At 60.2% G+C, this 21,000-nt stretch carries 15 protein-coding genes; 4 read left to right on the plus strand and 11 right to left on the minus strand.

What is annotated here, in order from left to right; all coding sequences use genetic code 11:
* Window positions 1–279 precede the first annotated feature (279 nt).
* The 4 genes from HDE72_RS06670 (at window position 280) to HDE72_RS06685 (ending at window position 8,505) form a co-directional block, all read left to right on the plus strand.
* Window positions 280–3,000 carry a TonB-dependent receptor gene (locus HDE72_RS06670; RefSeq protein WP_183738150.1) on the plus strand — a complete coding sequence of 907 codons (2,721 nt, stop codon included), beginning with the start codon at window positions 280–282 and terminating at the stop codon, window positions 2,998–3,000.
* A 117-nt stretch (window positions 3,001–3,117) separates the two neighbouring features.
* On the plus strand, window positions 3,118–4,431 hold the full coding sequence (locus HDE72_RS06675) for a glycoside hydrolase family 18 protein (RefSeq protein WP_183738152.1): 1,314 nt from the start codon (window positions 3,118–3,120) through the stop codon (window positions 4,429–4,431).
* 144 nt (window positions 4,432–4,575) lie between these two features.
* Window positions 4,576–7,314 (plus strand): TonB-dependent receptor, encoded by a 2,739-nt coding sequence (locus HDE72_RS06680; RefSeq protein WP_260176548.1) that lies wholly within the window; start codon window positions 4,576–4,578, stop codon window positions 7,312–7,314.
* A gap of 60 nt (window positions 7,315–7,374) precedes the next feature.
* Window positions 7,375–8,505 (plus strand): acyltransferase family protein, encoded by a 1,131-nt coding sequence (locus tag HDE72_RS06685; RefSeq protein ID WP_183738154.1) that lies wholly within the window; start codon window positions 7,375–7,377, stop codon window positions 8,503–8,505.
* A gap of 3 nt (window positions 8,506–8,508) precedes the next feature.
* Here the strand turns inward: HDE72_RS06685 and HDE72_RS06690 are convergent, their stop codons facing one another.
* The 11 genes from HDE72_RS06690 to HDE72_RS06740 form a co-directional block, all read right to left on the minus strand.
* Entirely contained in the window at window positions 8,509–9,705 is a 1,197-nt protein-coding gene (locus tag HDE72_RS06690) for a DUF5009 domain-containing protein (RefSeq protein ID WP_183738156.1), read from the minus strand.
* A gap of 119 nt (window positions 9,706–9,824) precedes the next feature.
* Window positions 9,825–11,144: a tetratricopeptide repeat protein gene (locus HDE72_RS06695; RefSeq protein WP_183738158.1), complete on the minus strand. Its 1,320-nt coding sequence runs from the start codon at window positions 11,142–11,144 to the stop codon at window positions 9,825–9,827.
* 173 nt (window positions 11,145–11,317) lie between these two features.
* Complete coding sequence (locus tag HDE72_RS06700) at window positions 11,318–12,427, minus strand: ABC transporter ATP-binding protein (protein WP_183738160.1); 1,110 nt, start codon at window positions 12,425–12,427, stop codon at window positions 11,318–11,320.
* Between the two features lie 24 nt (window positions 12,428–12,451).
* Window positions 12,452–13,780, minus strand: a complete 1,329-nt coding sequence (locus HDE72_RS06705; RefSeq protein WP_183738162.1) for an MFS transporter — start codon at window positions 13,778–13,780, stop codon at window positions 12,452–12,454.
* 45 nt (window positions 13,781–13,825) lie between these two features.
* A complete protein-coding gene (locus HDE72_RS06710; RefSeq protein WP_183738164.1) occupies window positions 13,826–14,662 on the minus strand; it encodes a carbohydrate ABC transporter permease in 837 nt (278 codons plus the stop codon).
* A 13-nt stretch (window positions 14,663–14,675) separates the two neighbouring features.
* Entirely contained in the window at window positions 14,676–15,545 is an 870-nt protein-coding gene (locus HDE72_RS06715) for a carbohydrate ABC transporter permease (protein WP_183738166.1), read from the minus strand.
* 11 nt (window positions 15,546–15,556) lie between these two features.
* Window positions 15,557–16,816 (minus strand): ABC transporter substrate-binding protein, encoded by a 1,260-nt coding sequence (locus tag HDE72_RS06720; RefSeq protein WP_183738168.1) that lies wholly within the window; start codon window positions 16,814–16,816, stop codon window positions 15,557–15,559.
* 127 nt (window positions 16,817–16,943) lie between these two features.
* Window positions 16,944–17,957, minus strand: a complete 1,014-nt coding sequence (locus HDE72_RS06725; RefSeq protein ID WP_183738350.1) for an SIS domain-containing protein — start codon at window positions 17,955–17,957, stop codon at window positions 16,944–16,946.
* Window positions 17,947–19,065, minus strand: coding sequence for an N-acetylglucosamine-6-phosphate deacetylase (gene nagA / locus HDE72_RS06730; protein WP_183738170.1), 1,119 nt, complete (start codon window positions 19,063–19,065; stop codon window positions 17,947–17,949). Before nagA ends, HDE72_RS06725 begins: the two co-directional genes overlap by 11 nt.
* Window positions 19,062–19,796, minus strand: a complete 735-nt coding sequence (locus HDE72_RS06735) for a GntR family transcriptional regulator (protein WP_183738172.1) — start codon at window positions 19,794–19,796, stop codon at window positions 19,062–19,064. Before HDE72_RS06735 ends, nagA begins: the two co-directional genes overlap by 4 nt.
* Entirely contained in the window at window positions 19,790–20,671 is an 882-nt protein-coding gene (locus HDE72_RS06740; protein WP_183738173.1) for a glucosamine kinase nucleotide-binding domain-containing protein, read from the minus strand. Before HDE72_RS06740 ends, HDE72_RS06735 begins: the two co-directional genes overlap by 7 nt.
* Between the last annotated feature and the right edge of the window lie 329 nt (window positions 20,672–21,000).

Consider the following 21,000-nt stretch of genomic DNA (forward strand, 5'->3'; position numbering starts at 1 on the left):
GCGGCAATTGCGTGGAAATCACAGCTGGTATTTATCGTGGTTCCAGAGTGAAGCACGGAATAGAGACAAAGTGGTCTGTGTGTTTCAAACAACGTTATAAAAAAAATGTTTCAACTGGTAGTGCTGTGGTATTGGTTAGTAGTATATTGGAGTTGAATTGGTTTGTAAGTGGTTGGCAGAAGGATCTACAGGGGCAGCCAGTTTGGGGGCCCACTGTCAAGAAGATCTACGTTAAAAATGAAAAGGTTCCATCCTGGGGCCAAAATCAAGGGGGAGTACATGAAACGCAATTTGACAGTAAAGCCTATCGCCGTTGCTGTGGCCATGTTGATGGCAGGTGCAAGTTTTTCGGCATATGCTCAAAACGCCGTTGAAAAAGAAGTCAAGCCTGCCGCTGCTGCTGACGCGGCCGATGGCGCTGAAGGCCCGCAAGTGGTAGTGACCGGTATTCGTGCTTCGTTGCAACAATCCTTGAATCAAAAGCGTAATTCCGACAGTTTCATTGAAGTGATCACGGCGGAAGACGTCGGCAAGATGCCAGACAAAAACATTGCTGACTCCCTGCAACGTATTCCAGGCGTTAGCGTCGCTGCCGCCGGCGGCAATGAAGGCAGCTTTGGCGAGAATGACCGCGTTGCCCTGCGCGGCACGCCGTTCGGCCTGACCCTGACCACTTTCAATGGCCATTCCGTCAGTAGCGGCGACTGGTTTGCCGACAATATTATCGGCGGTGGCCGCAGCGTCAGCTTCTCGCTGTTCCCATCGGAGTTGATCGGTCGGGTCACTGTACACAAAGGTTCGCAGGCGAATCTGCTGGAAGGTGGCGCCGAAGGCGTGATTGATATCGAATCGCGCAAACCACTGGATTTCAAGAAACCCTTCAGCGGTCAAGTCAGTCTGGGCGGTGTGTACTCCTCCAACTCGGGTAAAAAAGATCCGCAGTTCAGCGGTATGTTGAACTGGAAAAACGATACCAACACCTTGGGTGTGATGTTGCAGGGCTTTTATCAAAAACGCAGCCTGAGCCGTGTCGGCCAAGAAAATGGTGTCTGGTATGACGAGGTCAAGCCGGATTCGGCAGTTGCTGGCGCGATCCCTGGATCGGCTGGTGGCCGGGTCAACTACATGGGCGGTACCGCGTGGTTTGAACAAGTTCGTACCCGCAAGGGCGGCTTGCTTGATGTACAAGTCAAGCCATCGAGCGACCTGATGCTGGACTTTAGCCTGTTCCACTCCGAACTTGACGCACCGAACATCAACCATAACTTTATCCAGACCGTGGGCCTGGAAACGGGTAGCAAGGGCGGCTATCCAGTTGGCAACGTCAACGGCACCTATCGTGGCGGTATCGTCACCGGCCTGCATACGACGGTTCCAGCGAATTGTGGCACCATCTGCGACGGCTATTCCAGCGCGGTGCAGGAAGAGTTCAGCCGTCCTGTGGCTGAAAGTAAATCTGACTTCTTCAACGTCGACGCCAAATACCGTGTCAATGACCGCCTGACAGTCTCCGGTAAAGTGGGAACGACGAAAGGTGTCGGCAATACGCAAAGTGGTGCGCTTGGTATCTGGATGCCATGGACCGGTGGCGGTTATACCCAGAACGGCGCCGACCATGGCGTGATCTACGATACGCCGGGTGCGGACAAGTTCTCGATGGGTGGCCGTCAGGCTACGCCATATACCTACGGCTCGCATGTCACCGCGAACGACAAGGAAACCTATGGCCAGGTCGACGCTATCTTGAAACTCGACCATACTGTCATCAATTCGATCGAGTTCGGTGCCCGTGTTGCTGAGCATAAACGTGATCTGCGTTCGATCGCGATCAATGATTATGCATCGTTATCGAATCCGGCCAATCTGCCGATGAATGGATTGACTTCGTTCCCAGGAAAGTTCAATGACCTGGGTGTCAATGGCGCAGGTTACTGGACATTCTCGCAAGATTCTGTCAATCAATGGCTGAAAGCGAACAGCGATTACAATGGCAAGGAACAGTTCCAGTCCGAATTCCAGATCAAGGAACCGACCCAGGCACTGTACGCCATGGCAAACTTTGGGTCTGAAGGCTTCTCCGGTAATTTTGGCCTGCGTTATGTGCGTACCAAGGAAGACGTGAATCGCTACGAGATCACGGCGCCAGAACAATATGGCTTGAAAAACTACACGAGTATCTATAACGACTTCTTGCCTAGCGCCAACTTGCGCCTGGACGTGACGAAAGATATCGTTGGCCGTTTCGGTATCAGCCGCACGATGGCACGTCCTGAACTGGGCATGATGGCTGGCCTGGATCTGCGCGACAACCAATTGGACGGTAACGTCGGTAATCCGAACCTGCGTCCGATTTATGCCAATAATGCCGACATTGGTGTTGAATGGTACTTTGCACCGAAATCGATGCTGTCCGCTGATCTCTTCTATTCGTCGCTCGATGGTTATGTGACCTATGGCAAGAGCAAGACGACCTTCTACAATCAATTGCAGAAGAAGTACACGGAATACGATACCTCCACGCCACTCAATACCACCGGTGAAGTGCGTGGCCTCGAATTGGCTTACGTACAAGCGCTGCCAAATGGCTTCGGCGTGAATGCAAACTACACCTACACCGATGGTAAGGAAACGGGTAAGGTAGCCGGTTCCACTTGCGGCGATCAGGGCGATTGCACGATGATCGGCACCTCGAAAAATGCGTACAACATTGGCGCCTTCTTTGAAAATGCCAAGTTCAGCGCACGCCTGACCTACAGCTACCGCTCGGAATTCCTGAACGGTACTTCGCGTCGCGGTGCGGCGTACCAGGCCGGTATCGGTACTCTGTCGGCCTCGATCGCTTACCAGTTGACGGAAAACCTTGCCATCACGCTGGATGGCAAGGACCTGAACAATCCGTTGTCGCGCTCGGTCGTCAAGACACCTGGCTCGGATGACATGCCAGGCGCGTTCTACAAGAACGGCCGCCAGATCTACCTGGCCCTGCAAGGCAAAATGTAAGGCATTTGATGCAGTCAGCACCTCCCGGATACCCGGGCTGGCGTGACAAATGGCGGAGCGCAGCTGGCTCCGCCATTTTTTTATTCTCCGGTTTGTTTTCTTGAGAGAGACCCCTACATGAAATTACACGCAATGCTGGCCGCCTTGGCTTGCGCTTTCCCTTGCTCCTGGTCGCTGGCGGCCGCCGCTGTCCCGGCGCCTGCGCCGGAAGTGGTGGCCTATTATCCTGGCTGGAAGTCGGCGCAGTTTCCCGTCAATCAAGACAATATTCGCGCGCGTCATGTCAGCCTGATCCAGTATGCGTTTGCCGATATCTGCTGGGATGGCGAGCATGGCAATCCCGCCCCCGATGGTGGTGGCGTCAGCGCCTGCCTGGATGCGGACGGCAAGCACGCCAAGCCGGCCAATGGCAGTATTGTGCTACCGGCGCCGCTGGCCGATGCCGCCAATCTGGCCAAACTGAATGCGCTCAAGCAAGACAATCCACGCTTGCGCGTACTGTTGTCGGTGGGCGGCTGGATCTGGTCGAACCGCTTTTCGGACATGGCTGCCACGCCGGCCGCGCGTCAGGCTTTTATCGCTTCGGCGCTGGAACTTGTGCGCCGTCACGGTCTCGATGGCGTGGATATCGATTGGGAACATCCGGCCAAGGGCGGCATCCCCTGTATCGAAGGCAAAATTTGCCACCGCGTCGATGACAAGGAAAATTATGTGCGCCTGGCTAGCGAGCTGCGCAGCGCGTTCGAGCTGGCCGGCAAGCAGGATGGCGGGCGGCATTATCTGATCACGATTGCCGCCGGGGCGCATGCCACACTGGTCGACGATAGCGATGCGCCGACCAGTTGGGTGCTGCGCCTGGCCGATCAGTTGGACTGGATTAACTTGATGACCTATGACTACCGCGGCGTATGGGATGCCAGTAATGGCGAACTGGCGCCCCTGTATGCGGATTCAGCCGATCCATTGCATGACAAGGCCCTGTATTCGGACGCCACCGTGACGCGCTTCTTGCGCGCTGGCGTACCGTCCGGCAAGCTGGTGTTGGGCCTGCCGTTCTATGGTTACGGATGGAAACAATGTGCAGCCGGTCCGCGCGGCGATGGCTTGTACCAGGCATGCCAGGGCGCCGCCAGCGGGAACGACGGTTCGCCCACCTTTACCTACAGCCACCTGGTCGAGCAAGGCTATCTGGTCGATGGCAAGGGCGCGCGCGGCTTCCAGCGCCACTGGAATGCACAATCCCGAGTGCCATCTCTCTACAACCGCGATAGCGGCGTATTCATCACCTACGAAGACGCGCAGTCGGTGGCCGAGAAAGTGCGTTATATCCGCGCCAAAGGCTTACGCGGCGGCATGTTCTGGGAATTGAGCGGCGACTATCAGCACACCCTAGGCACGGCGCTGTCGCCGATATTGTCAACGCAGCCATAACGCAGCACCAGTGTTTTCTAAAGGCAAGCCACCACTCTCGGTGGCTTGCCTGCGCCTGTTTTACCGTTGTCCCCTCGCTGTTTGCTTTCTGTATTCATATAAAACACCCCGCCACCGGCGGTATACCTATAAATCGAGGAGCTTATGAATAGTCGTTTGCATGCCGTATTTCCTTTCCCTGCTTTTACCACCACCTTGCGTCCTGTTGCCGCCGCCGCCGCCCTGCTATCGATCAGCATGGCGGTGCAGGCACAGCAGGCTGTCGCCACCGACCCTTCCATGCAAGCCGTGGTGGTGACGGGCATCCGCGCTTCGCTGGAACAGTCGCTGAGCCAGAAGCGCAACAGCGATTCGGTGATTGATGTGGTCAGCGCCGAAGATATCGGCAAGCTGCCCGACAAGAACGTGGCCGACGCCGTGCAGCGCGTGCCGGGCGTCAACATTTCATCGTCGGCCGGTGGCGAGGGCGGCTTTTCCGAAAATGACCGGGTCAGCATCCGCGGCACCAGTCCCAGCCTGACGCAAACCCTGATCAATGGCCATGCCGTGGGCACGGGCGACTGGTTTGTCACGGACCAGGTGGGCACGGTGGGGCGCAGCGTCAGCTTTTCCCTGCTGCCGTCGGAAATCGTCAGCCGCGTCACGGTGCAGAAAAGTGCGCAGGCCGACCTGGTGGAAGGCGGCGTGGCCGGCTCGATCAATATCGAGACGCGCAAGCCGCTGAGCTTCAAGGACCCGTTCACGGCCGAACTGGCGGTGCAGGCGATTTATGCGGACTTGCCTGGCAAGACCGATCCGCAGATGAATGCCCTGTTCAACTGGAAGAATGAGGCCAAGAGCATGGGTGTGCTGTTCCAGGTGTTTTCCGAGAAACGCCACGAGCGCCGCGATGGCCAGGAATTCTTTGGTTATGGCGCCATCGATGCGAACAGCCCGGCCGCACAGAAATATCCGGAACTGGCCGGTGTGCTGGCGCCGCTGGGCATCAATTCGGCCCTGTTCGAGCAGGTGCGCAAGCGGCAAGGCGGCAGCATCGATCTGCAGTTCAAGCCGAGCAATGACTTGATGCTGGACGTGAACGGTTTTTATTCCAAGCTCGACGCAGCCAATTACAACCGCAGCTTTTATAACCAGCCGGGCGCCAACCTGAATGCGGTGGACAATGACGGCAAGCATGTGGGCGTGATCCCCAGCGCCTTCACGGTCAAGAACAATACCCTGGTGGCGGCCGATTTTCCTGCTTCGCAGTTCCCGGCTGCCGGCACTACGCCCTACAACGGCCAGCTGTATCCCGCGCTGGTGGACCAGATCTACCGTCCCGGCTCGAATTCCTTGACCGCGTACATCGATTTCAATGGCAGTTACCGCGCCAGCGACCGGCTGCGCATCAGCGGCAGCCTGGGCTACACGCGCGGCATCGGCGAGACGCCGGTCGACCTCGGTTATGAAGCGGGCCTGAGCGGCATCGGCGTGTCGTATCAGCTGAACGGCCTGTCGCCGGCGAAGATGTCCTTCCCTGGTCTCGATGTGTCGAAGTTCAGCAATGCCGTCACGGCTTCGGCCTGGGGTTCGCACGTGGAGACGCTGGATACGGAGAAATACGGTCAGCTCGATGGCGAACTGAGCATGGATCTGGGCGTGCTGGAATCGCTGAAATTCGGCGCCCGCTACGCGGAGCATCACCGCAATGTGTCGTGGCCTGAAAACCGCAGCTGCGCTCTGTGCGACGGCACCACCAACGCACCCTTGCCGGTCTGGAGCGGCGCCACTTATCCGGGCGACTATGGCAAGGGCTTGGGTGGTGGCGGCTATGGCCGCTATTGGCAGCTCAGCCCTGCCGACCTGGTGGCCTGGGCCAATCAGTACGACACCACCGGCGGACCGAATTCGCGTAACTGGCCAGCCGAACTGGACGTGAAGGAAAAAGACAGCGCGGCCTATGTGATGGCTAATTTGTCCGGCAATAAATGGCGCGGCAATGTGGGCGTGCGGCTGGTGCGCACCCAGCAGACGACGGTGACGAATGTGCCGGGCGGACCGAATCCTATCGGCCAGGACAATCTGTTTGGCACGTACACGCCCACCGTCGTCAAGCACAGCTACACGGATGTATTGCCCAGCGCAAACCTCAAGTTTGACCTGAGCAAGGATCTGGTGGCCCGCGCAGCGGTAGCGAAAACCATGGCGCGCGCCGATTACAGCGCGCTGGTGGGGGCCGTCAACCTGAACGACCAGCTGCTGACGGGCACGGGCGGCAATCCTGACTTGAAACCCATACGCTCGACTAATTACGACGCCACGCTGGAATGGTATTTCGCGCCCAAGGCCATGTTGTCTGCCGGTGTGTTTTATATGGACATGAAGTCCTATGTGACCTTCGGCACGGCGCCTGCCACCTATTACAATAATACGTTCAAGAAATTCAACACCTATGTGATCCAGTCGCCGACCAATATCGGCGCCACCAACAAGGGTGTGGAATTGAGTTACCAGCAAGGTTTGTGGGGCGGCTTCGGGGTGGTGAGCAATTACACCTATACCAATGGCAAGGCGGCCGATGGCGCCGCCGTGGTGGGCAGTTCGAAGGGCACGTATAACGTGGAAGGCTATTACGAGGACGACCGCCTCAGTGCCCGCCTCGCTTACACCTACCGTTCCAGCTTCCTGGCCGGCCTGTTCAGCAGTTCACCGCAGTATGTGAATGGCGTGGGCAATCTGGCGGCGTCGATCAATTACAAGATCAACGAACGTTACTCGCTGACCTTTGATGCGCTGAACCTGAACAACCCGGTGCTCAAGTATTACGGCGCCAACAAGGACCAGCCGACGGCGCTGTATTCGAACGGCCGCCAATATTATTTTGGACTGCGCGCCAAGCTGTAAGTTTTTTGCCGGCTTCCTGTCATCAATGGAAGCCGGTTTCTCTTTTTGAATTGCTGAACCATGACAACTATAACGCAGAGCTCTCAACGCTATCTCGCACTCGACGTCTTGCGCGGCCTGACCGTGGCGCTGATGATTGTCGTCAACACCCCGGGCGACTGGGGTACGGTCTATGCGCCATTCCTGCATTCCGACTGGCACGGCTTTACCTTGACCGACCTGGTTTTTCCCAGCTTTCTGTTTGTGGTTGGCAATGCCTTGGCATTTGCGCTGGGTAAGTATGAAAAACTGGGCCATGGCGCGGTGCTGGCCAAGCTGTTCAGGCGCAGCGCGCTGATTTTCTTGCTGGGCTTTTTCCTGTACTGGTTTCCCTTCTTTAAGATCGATGAGGCGGGCCAGTTCGCCTGGACGCCGCTGTCGCAGGTGCGCATCCCCGGCGTGCTGCAGCGTATCGCCGTGTGTTACCTGGCCGCCGCATTGATCCTGCATTACTGGAAGGCGCGCGGCGCGCTGCTGTTTTCCGCCGTGGCCTTGCTGGGCTACTGGGCCATCCTGGCGCACTGGGGCGACTATACGCTGCAGGGCAATGTGCCGGCCAAGCTGGATGTATTCTTGCTGGGCGAGAATCATTTGTACCACGGCGAAGGCATGGCCTTCGATCCGGAAGGCATACTGGGCATTCTGCCCTCCATCGTCAATGTGATCGCCGGCTACCTGGCGGGCAGCTTTTTACGCCAGACGGCGCCGGCGCAGCTGCGCCGCAGCCTGTACCAGCTGGCCGTGGCGGGCGTCATGTGCGTGGCCGTGGCCCTGTGCTGGAATATGGTGTTCCCCATCAATAAAAAGCTGTGGACCAGCTCTTATGTGATGCTGGGCATCGGCCTCGATGTGTTGCTGCTGGTCGCGTTGATGTTCATCATTGATGTGCGCCGCATGACAGGCTGGACTTACTTCTTCGAGGTGTTCGGCAAGAATACCCTGTTCATCTATTTGCTGTCGATGCTGCTGGTGATCATTTCGTTTACGGTGCGCGTTGGCTCCCTGAACGGGTATGACTGGCTGTACCGCACCCTGTTCGTGGGCTGGGCGCCGCCGCATCTGGCGTCCCTGCTGTTTGCGACCAGCTTCATGCTGCTGTGCTGGCTGATCGCCTACGGCATGGACAAGCGCAAGATCTACATCAAGGTGTAAGCGTTAGAACTTCAGCTTCAGGCGATAGCGGCTGGCCAGTACGGTCAGCAGCAGCATCAGGGCGGTGACGACGGCGGCGTTCAACAGGCCGGCGGCGCCGCCCGTTTCCCACCAGGGCCACCAGAAGCGCGGCAAATGCAGCGTAGCTGCCAATTGTTCCCACAGGTCGGGGGCGATGTAGGCAAACAGGGCGTTGGCGCCGGCCGGCAGCAGCAGGGCCGCCCAGGCGCGCCAGCGCCAGATATCGATCACGATGTAAAACAGCAGGAACATGGCCAGCACGATGCCGCTGCACACCAGCGTGTACGATTCCGTGGCGAAGATCTTGTTGATCTGATGATACGGGCGCAGCAGCAGGCCGGCGGCAAACAGGCCGGCCGCGAACCAGGCCATGAAGACCATGCGCTGTTTATTGCTCAGTGCAGCATCGCGCAGGAACAGGCGTCCCACCAGCGTGCCTGCCATGACGTTGGCAGCGGTGGAACCGAGCAGCTGCGGCACATTGACCAGCTTGCTGATGCCGGCTGGCAAGAAGTCCAGGCTGCCCGCCGTGCCGCCCATGTACAGCACGATCAGGCCGGCAAACGCGCCCATCAGGGCCGTGCCCTTGCCGTGGCACGCCAGGTAGATCAGGCTGCACAGTAGATACGACCAGCCTATCATGCCAAGGATGCCCCACCAGCTGGGCTGCAGCCAGGTACTGTTAAATTCATCATTGAGCTGGCCACGGAAAGTGGCCAGCAGAAACAGCATCAGTGCGCCGCCCGCCGCCAGCTCCCAACGCCCGGAACCCTGGCGCCACAGCAAGATCATCGCCACATAAAACAGCAGGTAATACGGCGCGCGCGGCAGCAAGCTGGCTGCTGCATCGTAGCGGTAGGCGTTGACCAGCACCACCCCAGCGAGCATCAGGCTGGCCGAACGCCACAGCAAGCGACCCAGCAGGGCCGGAGTGACCTGGCCGCAATGACGCTGCAAGGCCAGCGGGATGGCCATGCCCACCATGAACAAAAAGCCGGGAAAGACCAGGTCGGGCAGGGTGATGCCGTCGGCGCGCGGCCCCGCATGTTCCAGCCAGTAGGGGATGTCCGGCATGCCGCCCAGGTAGTTGACCCAGATCATCGCCAGGATCACGAAGCCGCGAAAGGCGTCCAGGCTGATCAAGCGTTCTTGTGTGGTCGCAGCGGTGGTTGGCGGCATGGTTGTGGTCAGATCCTATTTTTAAATTATAAAAGTTGAGAAAAAGATAAAATCCAGCTCGAAAAAAAAGCGGCCCCGGACTATGCCGGGAACCGCTTTGTATGCGTTAAGCGTGCAAATTACTGTGCTGCTGCAGGCGCTGCCGCTGCTGCCGTCGCTGGACGGTTCAGCCAGAAGATCCAGTAGCGGGCCAGGTCGCTGACGCCGTCGGTGCCCTTGACGCTTTCCAGTTCCTTGATCGCTTCATCTTTCTTGCCAGCCATGGCGTAGGAGTAGCCCAGACGCAGTTTGGCGTCTTCAGGACGCTTCAGGCCGCCCTTGGCGATGCCTTTCTGGATCAGGTCGATACCTTTGTCGAACTGGTCCATCGTCACATAGGCGTAACCCAGGTTGATCAGGCCCGTGCCGTCCTTGCTCTTCAGGGCCGATGCTTCGCCAGCTGCAATGCCTTTCGCGTCATCGGCGGCGGCCTTGTTGGCCTGGTCGCGCAGTTTCTTGTGCTTGGCGGCGTTGGCGCCGGTACCCAGCACGCCCTTGGCGAAGCCGGCGTCCAGCACTTTTTTCGCTTCGGTCGGGAAGGCGTTTTGCAGGGCGATTTCACCCATGTCGCTATAGTCTTCCGGCGACATGGTTTTCACGGCCTGGTTTTGCAGGCGCAGCACGTCGAGTGCGAAACGGTCCGAGTAGCCAGCCTTGCCTTGCAGGCGGCCCAGCAGGTCGGACCAGTAATCATCGGATGGGTAGTAGCGCACCAGGTTTTCCATGGCGATCAGATAGGTTGCCTGATCCTTGCTTTTCGAGCCAGTATTGGCCAGCAATTGCAGTTCTTCCAGCGATGGCGTCTGGCCCGCTTGCTGCTTGGCTGTGATATCGCTCATCAACTCCTGTTTCGCGCGGGCGAAATCGTTGTTGAAATAATAAGCGCGAATGATGTACTGGCGCACGCCGGCCACATCGCCGGTCTCGGTCTGGTAGCGGGTGAACCATTTGATGGCGTTGCTGTAGTCCTTGGCGTTGTAGTGATAATTCGCCAGTGCCTGGATAAAGTCGCCTTGTGCTTTTTTATCAAGCTTGCCCGATTCGATCACTGCTTCCAGCGCCGTCATGGCCATTGGTGCATTGTTGGTGGTCGAAGCGAGGGCCACGCGCAGGCGGTTCAGCACGAACAGCTCGTACGGCGTCAGGGCCGGGATGGCGGCGACCTGGTCGATGCGGCTTTGTACGTCGGCATAATTCTTGGCATCCATCGACGCTTTCACGACGGCTGGATCGAGCAGCTTGAAGACTTCAGGACGCACCGTGTCGGCAGGGGCGGCAGCCGGCGCGCCTGCGGCAGGCGCGGCAGGTTGCGCATCCTGCGCGTGCGACAGGGCGGGCAGCATGTTCAGGCCGATGGCGGCCAGGAGCAGGCTAAGACGGGCGAGGCGGAATTGGGACATGGTCAATCCTTCAATCAATAACAAAAGTATGCGCTGGCATTGCTTGCTGCTGCGGCAACACAAGGGGCCAGGCTAGCTTGAAAAACACGTATTCTGCCATTCCGGGCGCACAAGTTAAAGGGCGCCAGCATGGTAAACAGCGGCTATTGTCACATAAACGGCCGCTGCAGGTCTTAAACGGTGCGCGCTAGGGCTTTCCCTTTTGCATCAAACAGCAGGCAGCGCTGGGGCGGCAGATATAGCCGCATGGCGTCGCCCGCCTGCAGCAGCGCCCCCTCGGCCGGCTGTTTTACGGCCAGCATCTCCGGTACACCCGCCACGCTGGCGTAGACGATGGCCACGTCGCCCAGGTATTCGACGTGGCTGACCTGGGCGTCGACCAGATTGTCCTGGCTATCTGCCGCGCCGCGCAGGCCCAGGTGTTCGGCGCGCACGCCCAGTGTCAGCTTGTCACCGTTTGCGATGGCGCTGCCACAGGCGGCGATATCGATGACGGCGCCGCCGGGCAGGCGCACGCTGACCTTGTGCGCATCTCCCGCCACAGCGGTGCAGGGGATAAAGTTCATCTTGGGCGCACCAAGGAAGCCGGCCACGAACAGATTGCCCGGATTGTTATACAACTCGTGCGGGCTGCCCACCTGTTCGATGCGTCCGCCGTTGAACACCACGATGCGCTCGCCCAGGGTCATCGCTTCGACCTGATCGTGCGTGACGTAGATCATGGTGGTCTTCAATTCCTGGTGCAGGCGCGAGATTTCAACGCGCATCTGCACGCGCAACGAGGCGTCGAGGTTGGACAGCGGTTCGTCGAACAAAAACACTTGCGGCTTGCGCACGATGGCGCGGCCGATCGCTACGCGCTGGCGCTGGCCGCCCGACAGGTCTTTCGGCTTGCGTTTCAATAGCGGCGTGATCTGCAGGATATCGGCCGCCCGTTCCACGGCAGCGCGCACCTCGGCCTTTTTATGGCCGGCCAGGCTCAGGGCAAACGCCATGTTCTCGAACACGGTCATGTGCGGGTACAGGGCATAGCTCTGGAATACCATTGCCAGGCCCCGTTCGGCCGGCGCGATATCGTTGGCCAGCTTGCCGCCGATATGCAGCTCGCCGCCGCTGATGTCTTCCAGGCCGGCGATCATGCGCAGCAGGGTCGACTTGCCGCAACCGGACGGGCCGACAAAGACCACGAATTCGCCATCGCGGATGTCGAGGTCGATGCCGTGGATGACCGGGTGCTTGTCGTCATACAGCTTGACGATATTGTTTAAAACGATTTGTGCCATGTACGTCGTGACTCCGATTGACTCTTAATTTGCGCTCGCTGGTGCGGATGGGGACTCGGCCGTTGCAGGCTTTTCCGCACTCTCTTTCGGGCCGACGCGCATGAAGCGCGACAGAACCAGCACGGGGATGGCCGACACCAGCACCCACAGGAAGAAGTTCTTGTAGCCGAGCGCCATCTGGATATCGCCGCTGATCATCTTGAACAGCACGAAACCCAGCTGCATCACGCCGGTGGCGAAGGCATAGTGGGCGGTCTGGTATTTACCTACCGAGACCACCTGCATCATGAACAGGATCAGGCCGACGAAGCCGAAACCATAGCCAAACATTTCCACGCTCAGGGCGGCCGTGATCAGGGTCAGGTCGGTCGGCAGGCTGTGGCTCAGGTAGTAAAACACCAGGTTCGGCAAGTTCATGGCCAGGATCAGGAAGAACATGGCGCGTTTCAGGCCCAGCCAGGACGTAAAGTAACCACCGCCTATGCTGCCCAGCAAAAAGGCCACCGTGCCGGCCGTGCCATACACGGCGCCCACTTCCACCGTCGACAGGCCCAGGCCGCCCAGTTCACGCGCTTCGCGCAGGAACAGCGGGCCGATGGTCTGCACTTGCGCTTCGCCCGCGCGGAACAGGATGATGAAGGCGATCATGCCCCAGATGCCGGGCTTTTTCAGGAAGTCCACCAGCACTTCCCACAGGGTGTTGCTGATGCCGGCGATGCTTTTGTCCTTGACTGCCGTATTGCGTACTTGTGGCAGCGACCAGATATGGTAGGCGGCCAGCGACACCATGATGGCGCCGATGATCAGGAAGATCACCGACCATGCTTCTTTTTTACCGATATGGTCTTCCAGGTAGCCGGCCAGTATCACCAGGCCGCCCAGTGAAATGAATTTGCCGGCATTGAAGAAGGCGCCTTGCCAGCCCGCGTAGGCCGCTTGCTGCTTGTTCGACAGGCTGGCGATATACAGGCCGTCGCAGACGATGTCATGCGTCGACGACGCCAGTGCCGCCACGGCCAGCACCGCCACGCAGGCAGCAAACCACAGCGGCGTTTGCAGCGCCAGCGCGATCATGCCCAGGCTCAGGCCACCGAGGAACTGGAACAGCACCACCATGGTTTTTTTACTGGGCGCCAGCTCCAGAAAGGGACTCCACAAGGGCTTGAAGACCCAGGCGAAACCGATCAGGCCCGTCCAGCGCGCGATCTGGTCATTCGGCACACCCAGGCTCTTGAACATCAGGCCGGCCACCAGCGCCACCGCGTAAAACGGCAAGCCCTGGGCGAAGTACAGCGTGGGAACCCAGGTGATCGGGCTGCGCAGGCTTTTACCGTTTTTACTTAACTCTGTCATTCAAGGTCTCCGTGCATCCAGTGGGTGTATCAATGTTGTGGGGGATTACTTGACCGCGCCATCCATGCCGCGCATGAAGAAGCGCTGCGTGAACAAAAACGCCAGCAGGGTTGGCACGATGGTGATCAGCGTGCCGGCCGCCACCACGCGCGTGCTGCTGCCGAAAGTGCCGCGCAAATACAGCACGCCGACCGACAGCGGGAATTCATCGGGTTTGCTCATCACGATCGATGGCCAGATGTATTCATTCCACGATTCGACGGCTGTCAGAATACCCACCGTGGCCAGCCATGGCGTGATCAGTGGCAGCATGATGCGGCTGAAAATCACCCACTCCGAAGCGCCATCGACGCGCGCCGCATCGATCAGGTCTTGCGGCACTTCTTCGAAGGCCTGCTTGAGCAGCAAAATCGCCACCGCCGTCACCACGTTCGGCAGGATCACGCCCGTGTAGGTATCGACCAGGCTCATTTGCGTGATGGTGATGAAGTTGACCAGAAAGTTCACTTCGGACGGCAGCACCAGGGTCGCCAGGATCAGGCCAAACACCAGTTTGCGGCCGCGAAATTTCAGGCGCGCCAGCGGATAGGCTGCCAGGGAACACAGCAGCAATTTCCAGAAGACCGTGAACACCGCGATCAGCACCGAGTTCTTGAAGAAGGACCAGATGGGAATCGCGTTGAATACTTCAATAAAATTTTCCAGCGATGGCGCTTTCGGCCAGAAGGTGGGCGGAAACGCGAAGATATTGCCTTCCGTGGAAATGGCGGTCACCAGGGTCCACCAGAAGGGGAAGACGCAGATCACGGCGATGGCGCACAGCACGCCATAGTGGGCCAGCACTTGTAAGCGCGTCTTCAATGGGCGGGAACGGATTTTCATGGTCATTCCCTTATCAGCGGTGTTTCGGTTTCAGATAGCGCAGGCAAAGCAGGGCGATGCCGATGCAGAATAGCGAAACGACAAAGCTGGCCGCCAGCGCGCGCGGCAGTTTCAAGTGTTTCAATCCCTGGTCGTAAGCGTAGTACAGCGCCGTGAAGGTGGAATTCATGGGGCCGCCCTGTGTCAGCACATCGACTTCCTGGTACGCCTTCAAGGCTGCCAGCACGGACAGGATGGAGCACAGCATGATGGTCGGGCGCAGCATCGGTACGGTGATTTTCCAGAAGCGCTGCCAGCGGTTGGCGCCATCAAGCATGGCCGCTTCCTGCATGTCCGACGGGATCGATTGCAGGGCGGCCAGGTACATCACCATATACCAGCCCAGGCCGCGCCACAGGGTGACAAACATCACGGCAAACAGCGCCAGGCTGTCGTTGGACAGCCAGCCCACCGGTGCATTCACCAGCTTCAAGGTCATCATCACGTAGTTCAAGGCGCCCTGTTCGTGGAACATGAAGCCCCACATGATGCCGACCACCGACACGGTGGTCACCACCGGTACATAAAAGGCGGCGCGGAACAAACGGATGCCGGGCAGGCGGTTATTCACCAGCACCGCCAGCGAGATCGCACCGATCTGCACGAAGGGCACCATCAGCAAAAACAGCAGCGAATTTTTCAGGCCCGAGACAAACATCTCGTTATTGAAGATGTAGCGGAAGTTATCGAGGCCGACGAAACGCGTCTCGCGTATCAAGCTGTAATCGGTGAACGCCAGCACGGAACCGTAGCCGACGGGCCAGAAGGAAAAGGCAGCCAGCAGCAACAGGGCCGGGGTCAAAAATAGCCAGGCTTGCAGGGTGCGGCGGTGAACGGGTTTCATCTGCGTCTTTCTCAATGCTGCGCCAAGGTGGCCAGTTTCTTGTTCCAGATGGCCACTGCCTGATCCAGCGCCTGCTTCACATCCTGCTTGCCCGTCACACCCGCCTCGACGGCTTTCACCAGCGAGCGGCGCAATTCATCGTAATCGTCGATGCCGGCCACGTACAGGGTGCGCGAGTGGTTCATCGACATCGCGCCGGCAGCGACGGCCTTTTCGGCCGCGCCTGCGTTCTTCGGCGTCGATAAAAAGAAGGGGTCGGCCGCCGCCTTGATGGTGGTCGGGAAGACGCTGGCCTGGCGCGCAAAGGCCAGCTGGTTGTCGTCATTGGTGAGGAAGCGGGCGAACTTGCCCACCGCCGGCAACAAGCGTGGCGACACGCCTTTGGGAATTGCAAAATGCACCAGCCAGCCGCCATCGGCGATGCCGGTCGGGCCCAGCGGCGCCGGCGCCACGTCGGTGATGGCGTAGATGTCTTTGGCGTCGCTGCGGATGCGCTGCATGGCTGTTGGCGGCGCCAGCAGCATGCCCAGGCGGCCACCCTTGTAGGCGTCGATCACGGCCGGAAAATTATCTTCGGCGAACAGGCTTTCCTTGAGCAGGCCACCGACTTTATAGGTGTCGGCCAGCTTCTGCACCAGCGCCACATGTTGCGGCGAATTGAAAACAGCCTTGTTATTGACGATCACGGGCAAACCCTGCTGCATGAACAGGCCATCGATTTTCGACAGTGCCGGCGCGATGCCGGCCTTGCCCGTGCGCTGCGCAATTTGCCGCGCAAACGCCAGCTGTTCATCGAGGCTGGCCGGGCCGCGCGTGAGGCCGGCCTGCTTGAAAATGGCGGTATTGAAGGCGATCACCGCGACATTGCTGTACATCGGGAAGCCATAGGTGCGGCCCTTGAAAGCCAGGTCGGCCAGGGCGCTGGGCAGGTAGTTGGCGCGTGCCTCGCCGAGCAGCGCATCGACGGGCGTGAGCAAGCCGTCGCGCGCATATTCATCGGCCCATGGCACGTTCAGGCTGACCAGCGCGGGCGGTGTGCGGGCCACGATGCGCGTGACCAGCTTGGTCTGGATTACATCCCAGGGGAAGTCTATCCATTCGATCTTGACGTCGGGATTCTGCGCCTCATAGCTGGCTACCACCGCATTGAAATACGGCGTGAACTTGGGCTTCATGCTGAAGGTCCAGAATTCGATTTTTTCGACAGCGTAGGCCTGCGGCGCCAACAGGGCCACGGCGGCAACGGCTGCCAACAGTCTCTTGATCATCATGCTTGTCCTGGAGCGGCGTGGCTCCATCGTTATGAATCCGCGGCGCGGGTACATGCCCTTGCCGTCGCTTATCGTGTGGGGTGGCAGCGCTGCCCCGTGCCGGGGGCGGCGCTGCCGGGTACTACGCTTAGTTCGTTTTAGTGACCTTGTTCAAGTGACGCGGTGCATCCGGGTTCATGCCGCGCGCCGCCGCCAGTTGTGCCGCCATCACGTAGAAGGACTGGATCGCGACGATAGGGTCGAGGTCAGGCGTGGCCGACACGGGCAGGGTCAGGTCACGTTCTGCCACGTCGTCCGGTGCCGCCAGCAAGACCTTGGCGCCACGGCCGCGCATTTCGGCGGCCAGCTGCAGCAAGCTGGCCTGGGTAGCGCCGCGCGTTGCAAAAATCAGCAGCGGGTAGCCGTCTTCGATCAGGGCCATCGGGCCGTGCTTGATTTCGGCGCCGCTGAAAGCCTCTGCCTGCATGGCCGAGGTTTCCTTGAATTTCAGTGCCGATTCCAGCGCCACGGGGAAGCTGATGCCACGGCCGACCACCATGATGTTGCGGGCCGGCGCCAGCACTTCGACGGCGGGCGACCAGTCGATGCGGGTCGCTGCGAGCAGCGCTTCAGGCAGCGCTTCCAGGCCCGCTTGCAGTTCCGGGTCGTTCTGCCATTGCGACACCATGCGCGCACCGGCCACCAGGCTGGTGATGAAGCTCTTGGTGGCGGCCACGCTTTGTTCTTTGCCTGCGCGCAGCGGCATCGCCCACTCGGCGGCGTGCGCCAGTGGCGAATCGATGTCGTTGACCAGGGCCACGGTGGTGGCGCCGCCGTCGCGGAAGTAGCGGATCGGTTCGACCACGTCCGGGCTTTGGCCCGATTGCGAAATCGAGATGGCCAGCGTATCGCGCGTCAGCAGCGGCGACTTGTTCAGGGTGACCAGCGACATCGGCAGGGACGCCACCACGCGGCCCAGACGGGCCATGATCAGGTAGGCGACATAATTGCAGGCGTGGTCGGAACTGCCGCGCGCGATGGTCAGCGCGGTCGAGAACGAGGTACTCCTCAATTTGCGGCCCAGTTCCGCGTAGCGTTCCGTGTCGCTGGCCAGTTGCAGGGCGACGCATTCGGCGGCGGAAACGGCTTCTTTAAGCATCATTGAGGTCACAGATTTCTCCTTCTATATACACAGCTTTGAGTTTGAGATCGCGATCGAGTACCACCAGATCGGCGTAAGTGCCGGGGGCCAGCCGGCCACGTTCTTCCAGGCCCAGGTAATCGGCGGCATTGGTCGATACGCGCCGCGACGCGTCGGCCAGGTCCAGTCCCAGCCCTACCAGGTTGCGCAGCGCCTGGTCCAGGGTCAGGGTGCTGCCCGCCAGCGTGCCGTCGGGCAGGCGCACGCCACCCATGCATTTCTGCACGGCGTGGCGGCCCAGCATGTATTCGCCGTCCGGCATGCCGGTGGCGGCGGTTGAATCGGTGACGCAGTACAGGCGCGGGATGGCGCGCAGGGCCACCTTGATGGCGCCCGGATGCACGTGCAGCAGGTCCGGTATCAGCTCGGCGTATTCGGCGTGCGCCAGTGCGGCGCCGACCATGCCCGGCTCGCGGTGATGCAGGCCGCTCATGGCGTTGAACAGGTGGGTGAAACCGACCGCGCCGTGTTCCAGTGCGGCCACGCCGTCTTCGTAGGAACCCAGCGAGTGACCGATCTGCACGCGCACGCCGGCGTCGGCCAGCGCGCGCACCAGCTCGAGGTGGCCGGCGATTTCCGGCGCCACCGTGATCACGCGCAGCTTGGCCAGGGTTTGCAGCCGTTCGATTTCTGCCAGCGAGGCGGCGCGCGCATAGTTGGGCTGCGCACCGAGCTTGCCGGAATTGATGTAGGGGCCTTCCAGGTGGGCGCCCAGCACGCGCGCCGTGTTCGGGCGGCGGTTCTTGGCCGCGATACCGATGGCCGTCAGGGCCACGTCGATGTCTTCCGGCGGCGCCGTCATGGTGGTGGCCAGCAGGCTGGTGGTGCCATGGCGCGCATGGATGGCGGCAATCGCGTAGACCGCTTCGCCGCCTTCCATGACGTCCTTGCCGGCGCCGCCATGCACGTGCAGGTCGATAAAGCCCGGGATGATGTAATCGTCGCCGTTCTGGGAGGGGTGGACCGAGTCGCCCGTGATCGCCTTGACGCGCTCATCGAATTCGATGGCGCCATGGATCCAGCCGCCTGGTGTCAGGATATTACCTTGGATATTCAATACATCGCTCATCTGCGCGACTCCGCTACAAATTCATAATAATCACTGCGGCAATATGAGTGGGTCAGTTCCACTGCCGCGCCGTTGTCGAGATAACTGACACGGGTGATGTGCAGCATGGCTTCCCCCGTCTTGATATTGGCCAGCTTGGCCTGTTCCGCCGTGGCGTTGACGGCGCGGATATGCTGCAGCGCGCGCATCGGGATGGTGCCGCGCGACTCCAGGTAGCCGTACAGCGAATCGCTCACCTGCTGCGGGTCCGGCATGTACAGCGCCGGGATAGTGGTCGTTTCTATCGCCATCACCACTTCGTCGGCCGTGCGCAAACGGCGCAAGCGCGCCACCGGCATATGCGGCGACAGGCCCAGCGACAGCAGTTCCAGCGGCGCGGCCACGCCGATGTCGCGCTGCAGCCAGCGTGAACCGGCCTTGAAGCCGCGCTGGCGCAGTTCTTCCGAAAAGCTGGTCAGGCGCGACAGCGGCTGCTCCAGCTTGGGCGTGATATAGGTGCCCGAACCGCGCTTGCGGGTCAGCATGCCGCGGTCGCACAGCATGTCGATCGCCTTGCGCGCCGTGACCCGTGAGATTTCCAGCAGGTCCGACAGCACGCGCTCGGAGGGCAGGGCCTGGTTGGCGCGCCAGTCGCCGTTGGCGATGCCGTCCGACAGCATGTTCGCCAGTTGCATGTACAGCGGCGTGTCGCTGGCGGGATTGGGTTTGAAGCTGGAGAGTTTGGCTAGCATGGCGCTGTTTCCCGCAGATGGTTGCGTATCAGGCGCAGGCCGCCTGCCGCCGAGTCGCCCTGAGCCGGCACGACGCGTTGCAGCAGTTCAGCCGGCAGGTAGGCCGACAAGGGCGCCGCCAGGCCGCCGCACAGGGCGACCGGCAGGCTGGCGTTCGGATCGAGCGCCCTGGCGATCAGTGCGACTTGCTGGCCCGCTTCGGCCAGGATGCTGCGCGCCACGGCGTTGTTCGGTGCATGCTCCAGCACCAGGCGCGCCAGTTGCGCGTAGGTAGTCTGCGAGGCGCTGGCCAGCCAGGCCTGCATGGCGTCGCGATGGCCGCCGCACGCGTCGATGATGGCCGTGGCGAAGGCGCTGCCAGGCACGCGGCCATCGACCACTTGCTGCACATGGCCCATGGCGCGCATGCCGATCCAGGCGCCGCCGGCCTCGTCGCCGGACGGGAAGCCCCAGCCGCCGACTTCATGGCGGCTGCCGTCCGCATGCAGCACTTCACCCACGCTGCCGGTGCCGATGGCGACGATGGCGCCCGGCTTGCCGCTGTGGGCGCCCAGCAGGGTGGTCAGTGCGTCGGACTCCAGCGCCACGTGGGCGTAGCCGGGATTGTGTTCGATGAAGCTGGCGGCCCACTGCTTGTTGTGCACGCCGGCCAGGCCCAGGCCGATGGCTATCTGCTGCAAGGGCGGCTGCGCCAGGTCGGCCGCGCGGAAGGCCAGGGTGACGGCGTGCGCCACCGAAGTCCAGGCGCGGTCGATGCCGTGTGCCAGGCCGGAAGGCCCGCTTTGTCCCTGCCCCAGTTCTTGTCCATCAGGGCGCGCCAGGCGTACGCGGGTTCCGCTACCCCCTCCGTCGACGCCGATTATGTATTCGATCATGTGTATGCAGTCCGGCTATGGTTGATTGCGCCTGTTCCCTGTCTTTTATTGATAGCGCGGGAAAAGCTGAAGGCACTATATTGTCGGCCCGATGGCTTGTCAACAGGTATTTAAGTGGTATTGATAAAAGCACCAAAAAGTTTGTGTGGCTAGCCGAAGGTGTTTCTATAAGTCATTGTTAGTAAAGGTGTTTATTGTCATTGTGAATGGTATTGAAATTGGCCTTGTTTAATGCCAATTTTCTACAGGCACAGCATGGCTGAGGCGCGCAGTTTGCTTGGGAGCATGCTTGGCAAGCCTGGTCATCAGGAGTACAGTCCGCCTTTTAG

This window comes from Janthinobacterium saanense (genome assembly GCF_014200675.1).
In the GTDB taxonomy this organism is placed as follows: domain Bacteria; phylum Pseudomonadota; class Gammaproteobacteria; order Burkholderiales; family Burkholderiaceae_D; genus Janthinobacterium.

Coding starts and splice junctions, on each gene's coding strand:
- HDE72_RS06670 (WP_183738150.1), top strand. CDS start 280: ATGAAACGCAATTTGACAGTAAAGCCTATCGCCGTTGCTGTGGCCATG.
- HDE72_RS06675 (WP_183738152.1), top strand. CDS start 3,118: ATGAAATTACACGCAATGCTGGCCGCCTTGGCTTGCGCTTTCCCTTGC.
- HDE72_RS06680 (WP_260176548.1), top strand. CDS start 4,576: ATGAATAGTCGTTTGCATGCCGTATTTCCTTTCCCTGCTTTTACCACC.
- HDE72_RS06685 (WP_183738154.1), top strand. CDS start 7,375: ATGACAACTATAACGCAGAGCTCTCAACGCTATCTCGCACTCGACGTC.
- HDE72_RS06690 (WP_183738156.1), bottom strand. CDS start 9,705: ATGCCGCCAACCACCGCTGCGACCACACAAGAACGCTTGATCAGCCTG.
- HDE72_RS06695 (WP_183738158.1), bottom strand. CDS start 11,144: ATGTCCCAATTCCGCCTCGCCCGTCTTAGCCTGCTCCTGGCCGCCATC.
- HDE72_RS06700 (WP_183738160.1), bottom strand. CDS start 12,427: ATGGCACAAATCGTTTTAAACAATATCGTCAAGCTGTATGACGACAAG.
- HDE72_RS06705 (WP_183738162.1), bottom strand. CDS start 13,780: ATGACAGAGTTAAGTAAAAACGGTAAAAGCCTGCGCAGCCCGATCACC.
- HDE72_RS06710 (WP_183738164.1), bottom strand. CDS start 14,662: ATGAAAATCCGTTCCCGCCCATTGAAGACGCGCTTACAAGTGCTGGCC.
- HDE72_RS06715 (WP_183738166.1), bottom strand. CDS start 15,545: ATGAAACCCGTTCACCGCCGCACCCTGCAAGCCTGGCTATTTTTGACC.
- HDE72_RS06720 (WP_183738168.1), bottom strand. CDS start 16,816: ATGATGATCAAGAGACTGTTGGCAGCCGTTGCCGCCGTGGCCCTGTTG.
- HDE72_RS06725 (WP_183738350.1), bottom strand. CDS start 17,957: ATGATGCTTAAAGAAGCCGTTTCCGCCGCCGAATGCGTCGCCCTGCAA.
- nagA (WP_183738170.1), bottom strand. CDS start 19,065: ATGAGCGATGTATTGAATATCCAAGGTAATATCCTGACACCAGGCGGC.
- HDE72_RS06735 (WP_183738172.1), bottom strand. CDS start 19,796: ATGCTAGCCAAACTCTCCAGCTTCAAACCCAATCCCGCCAGCGACACG.
- HDE72_RS06740 (WP_183738173.1), bottom strand. CDS start 20,671: ATGATCGAATACATAATCGGCGTCGACGGAGGGGGTAGCGGAACCCGC.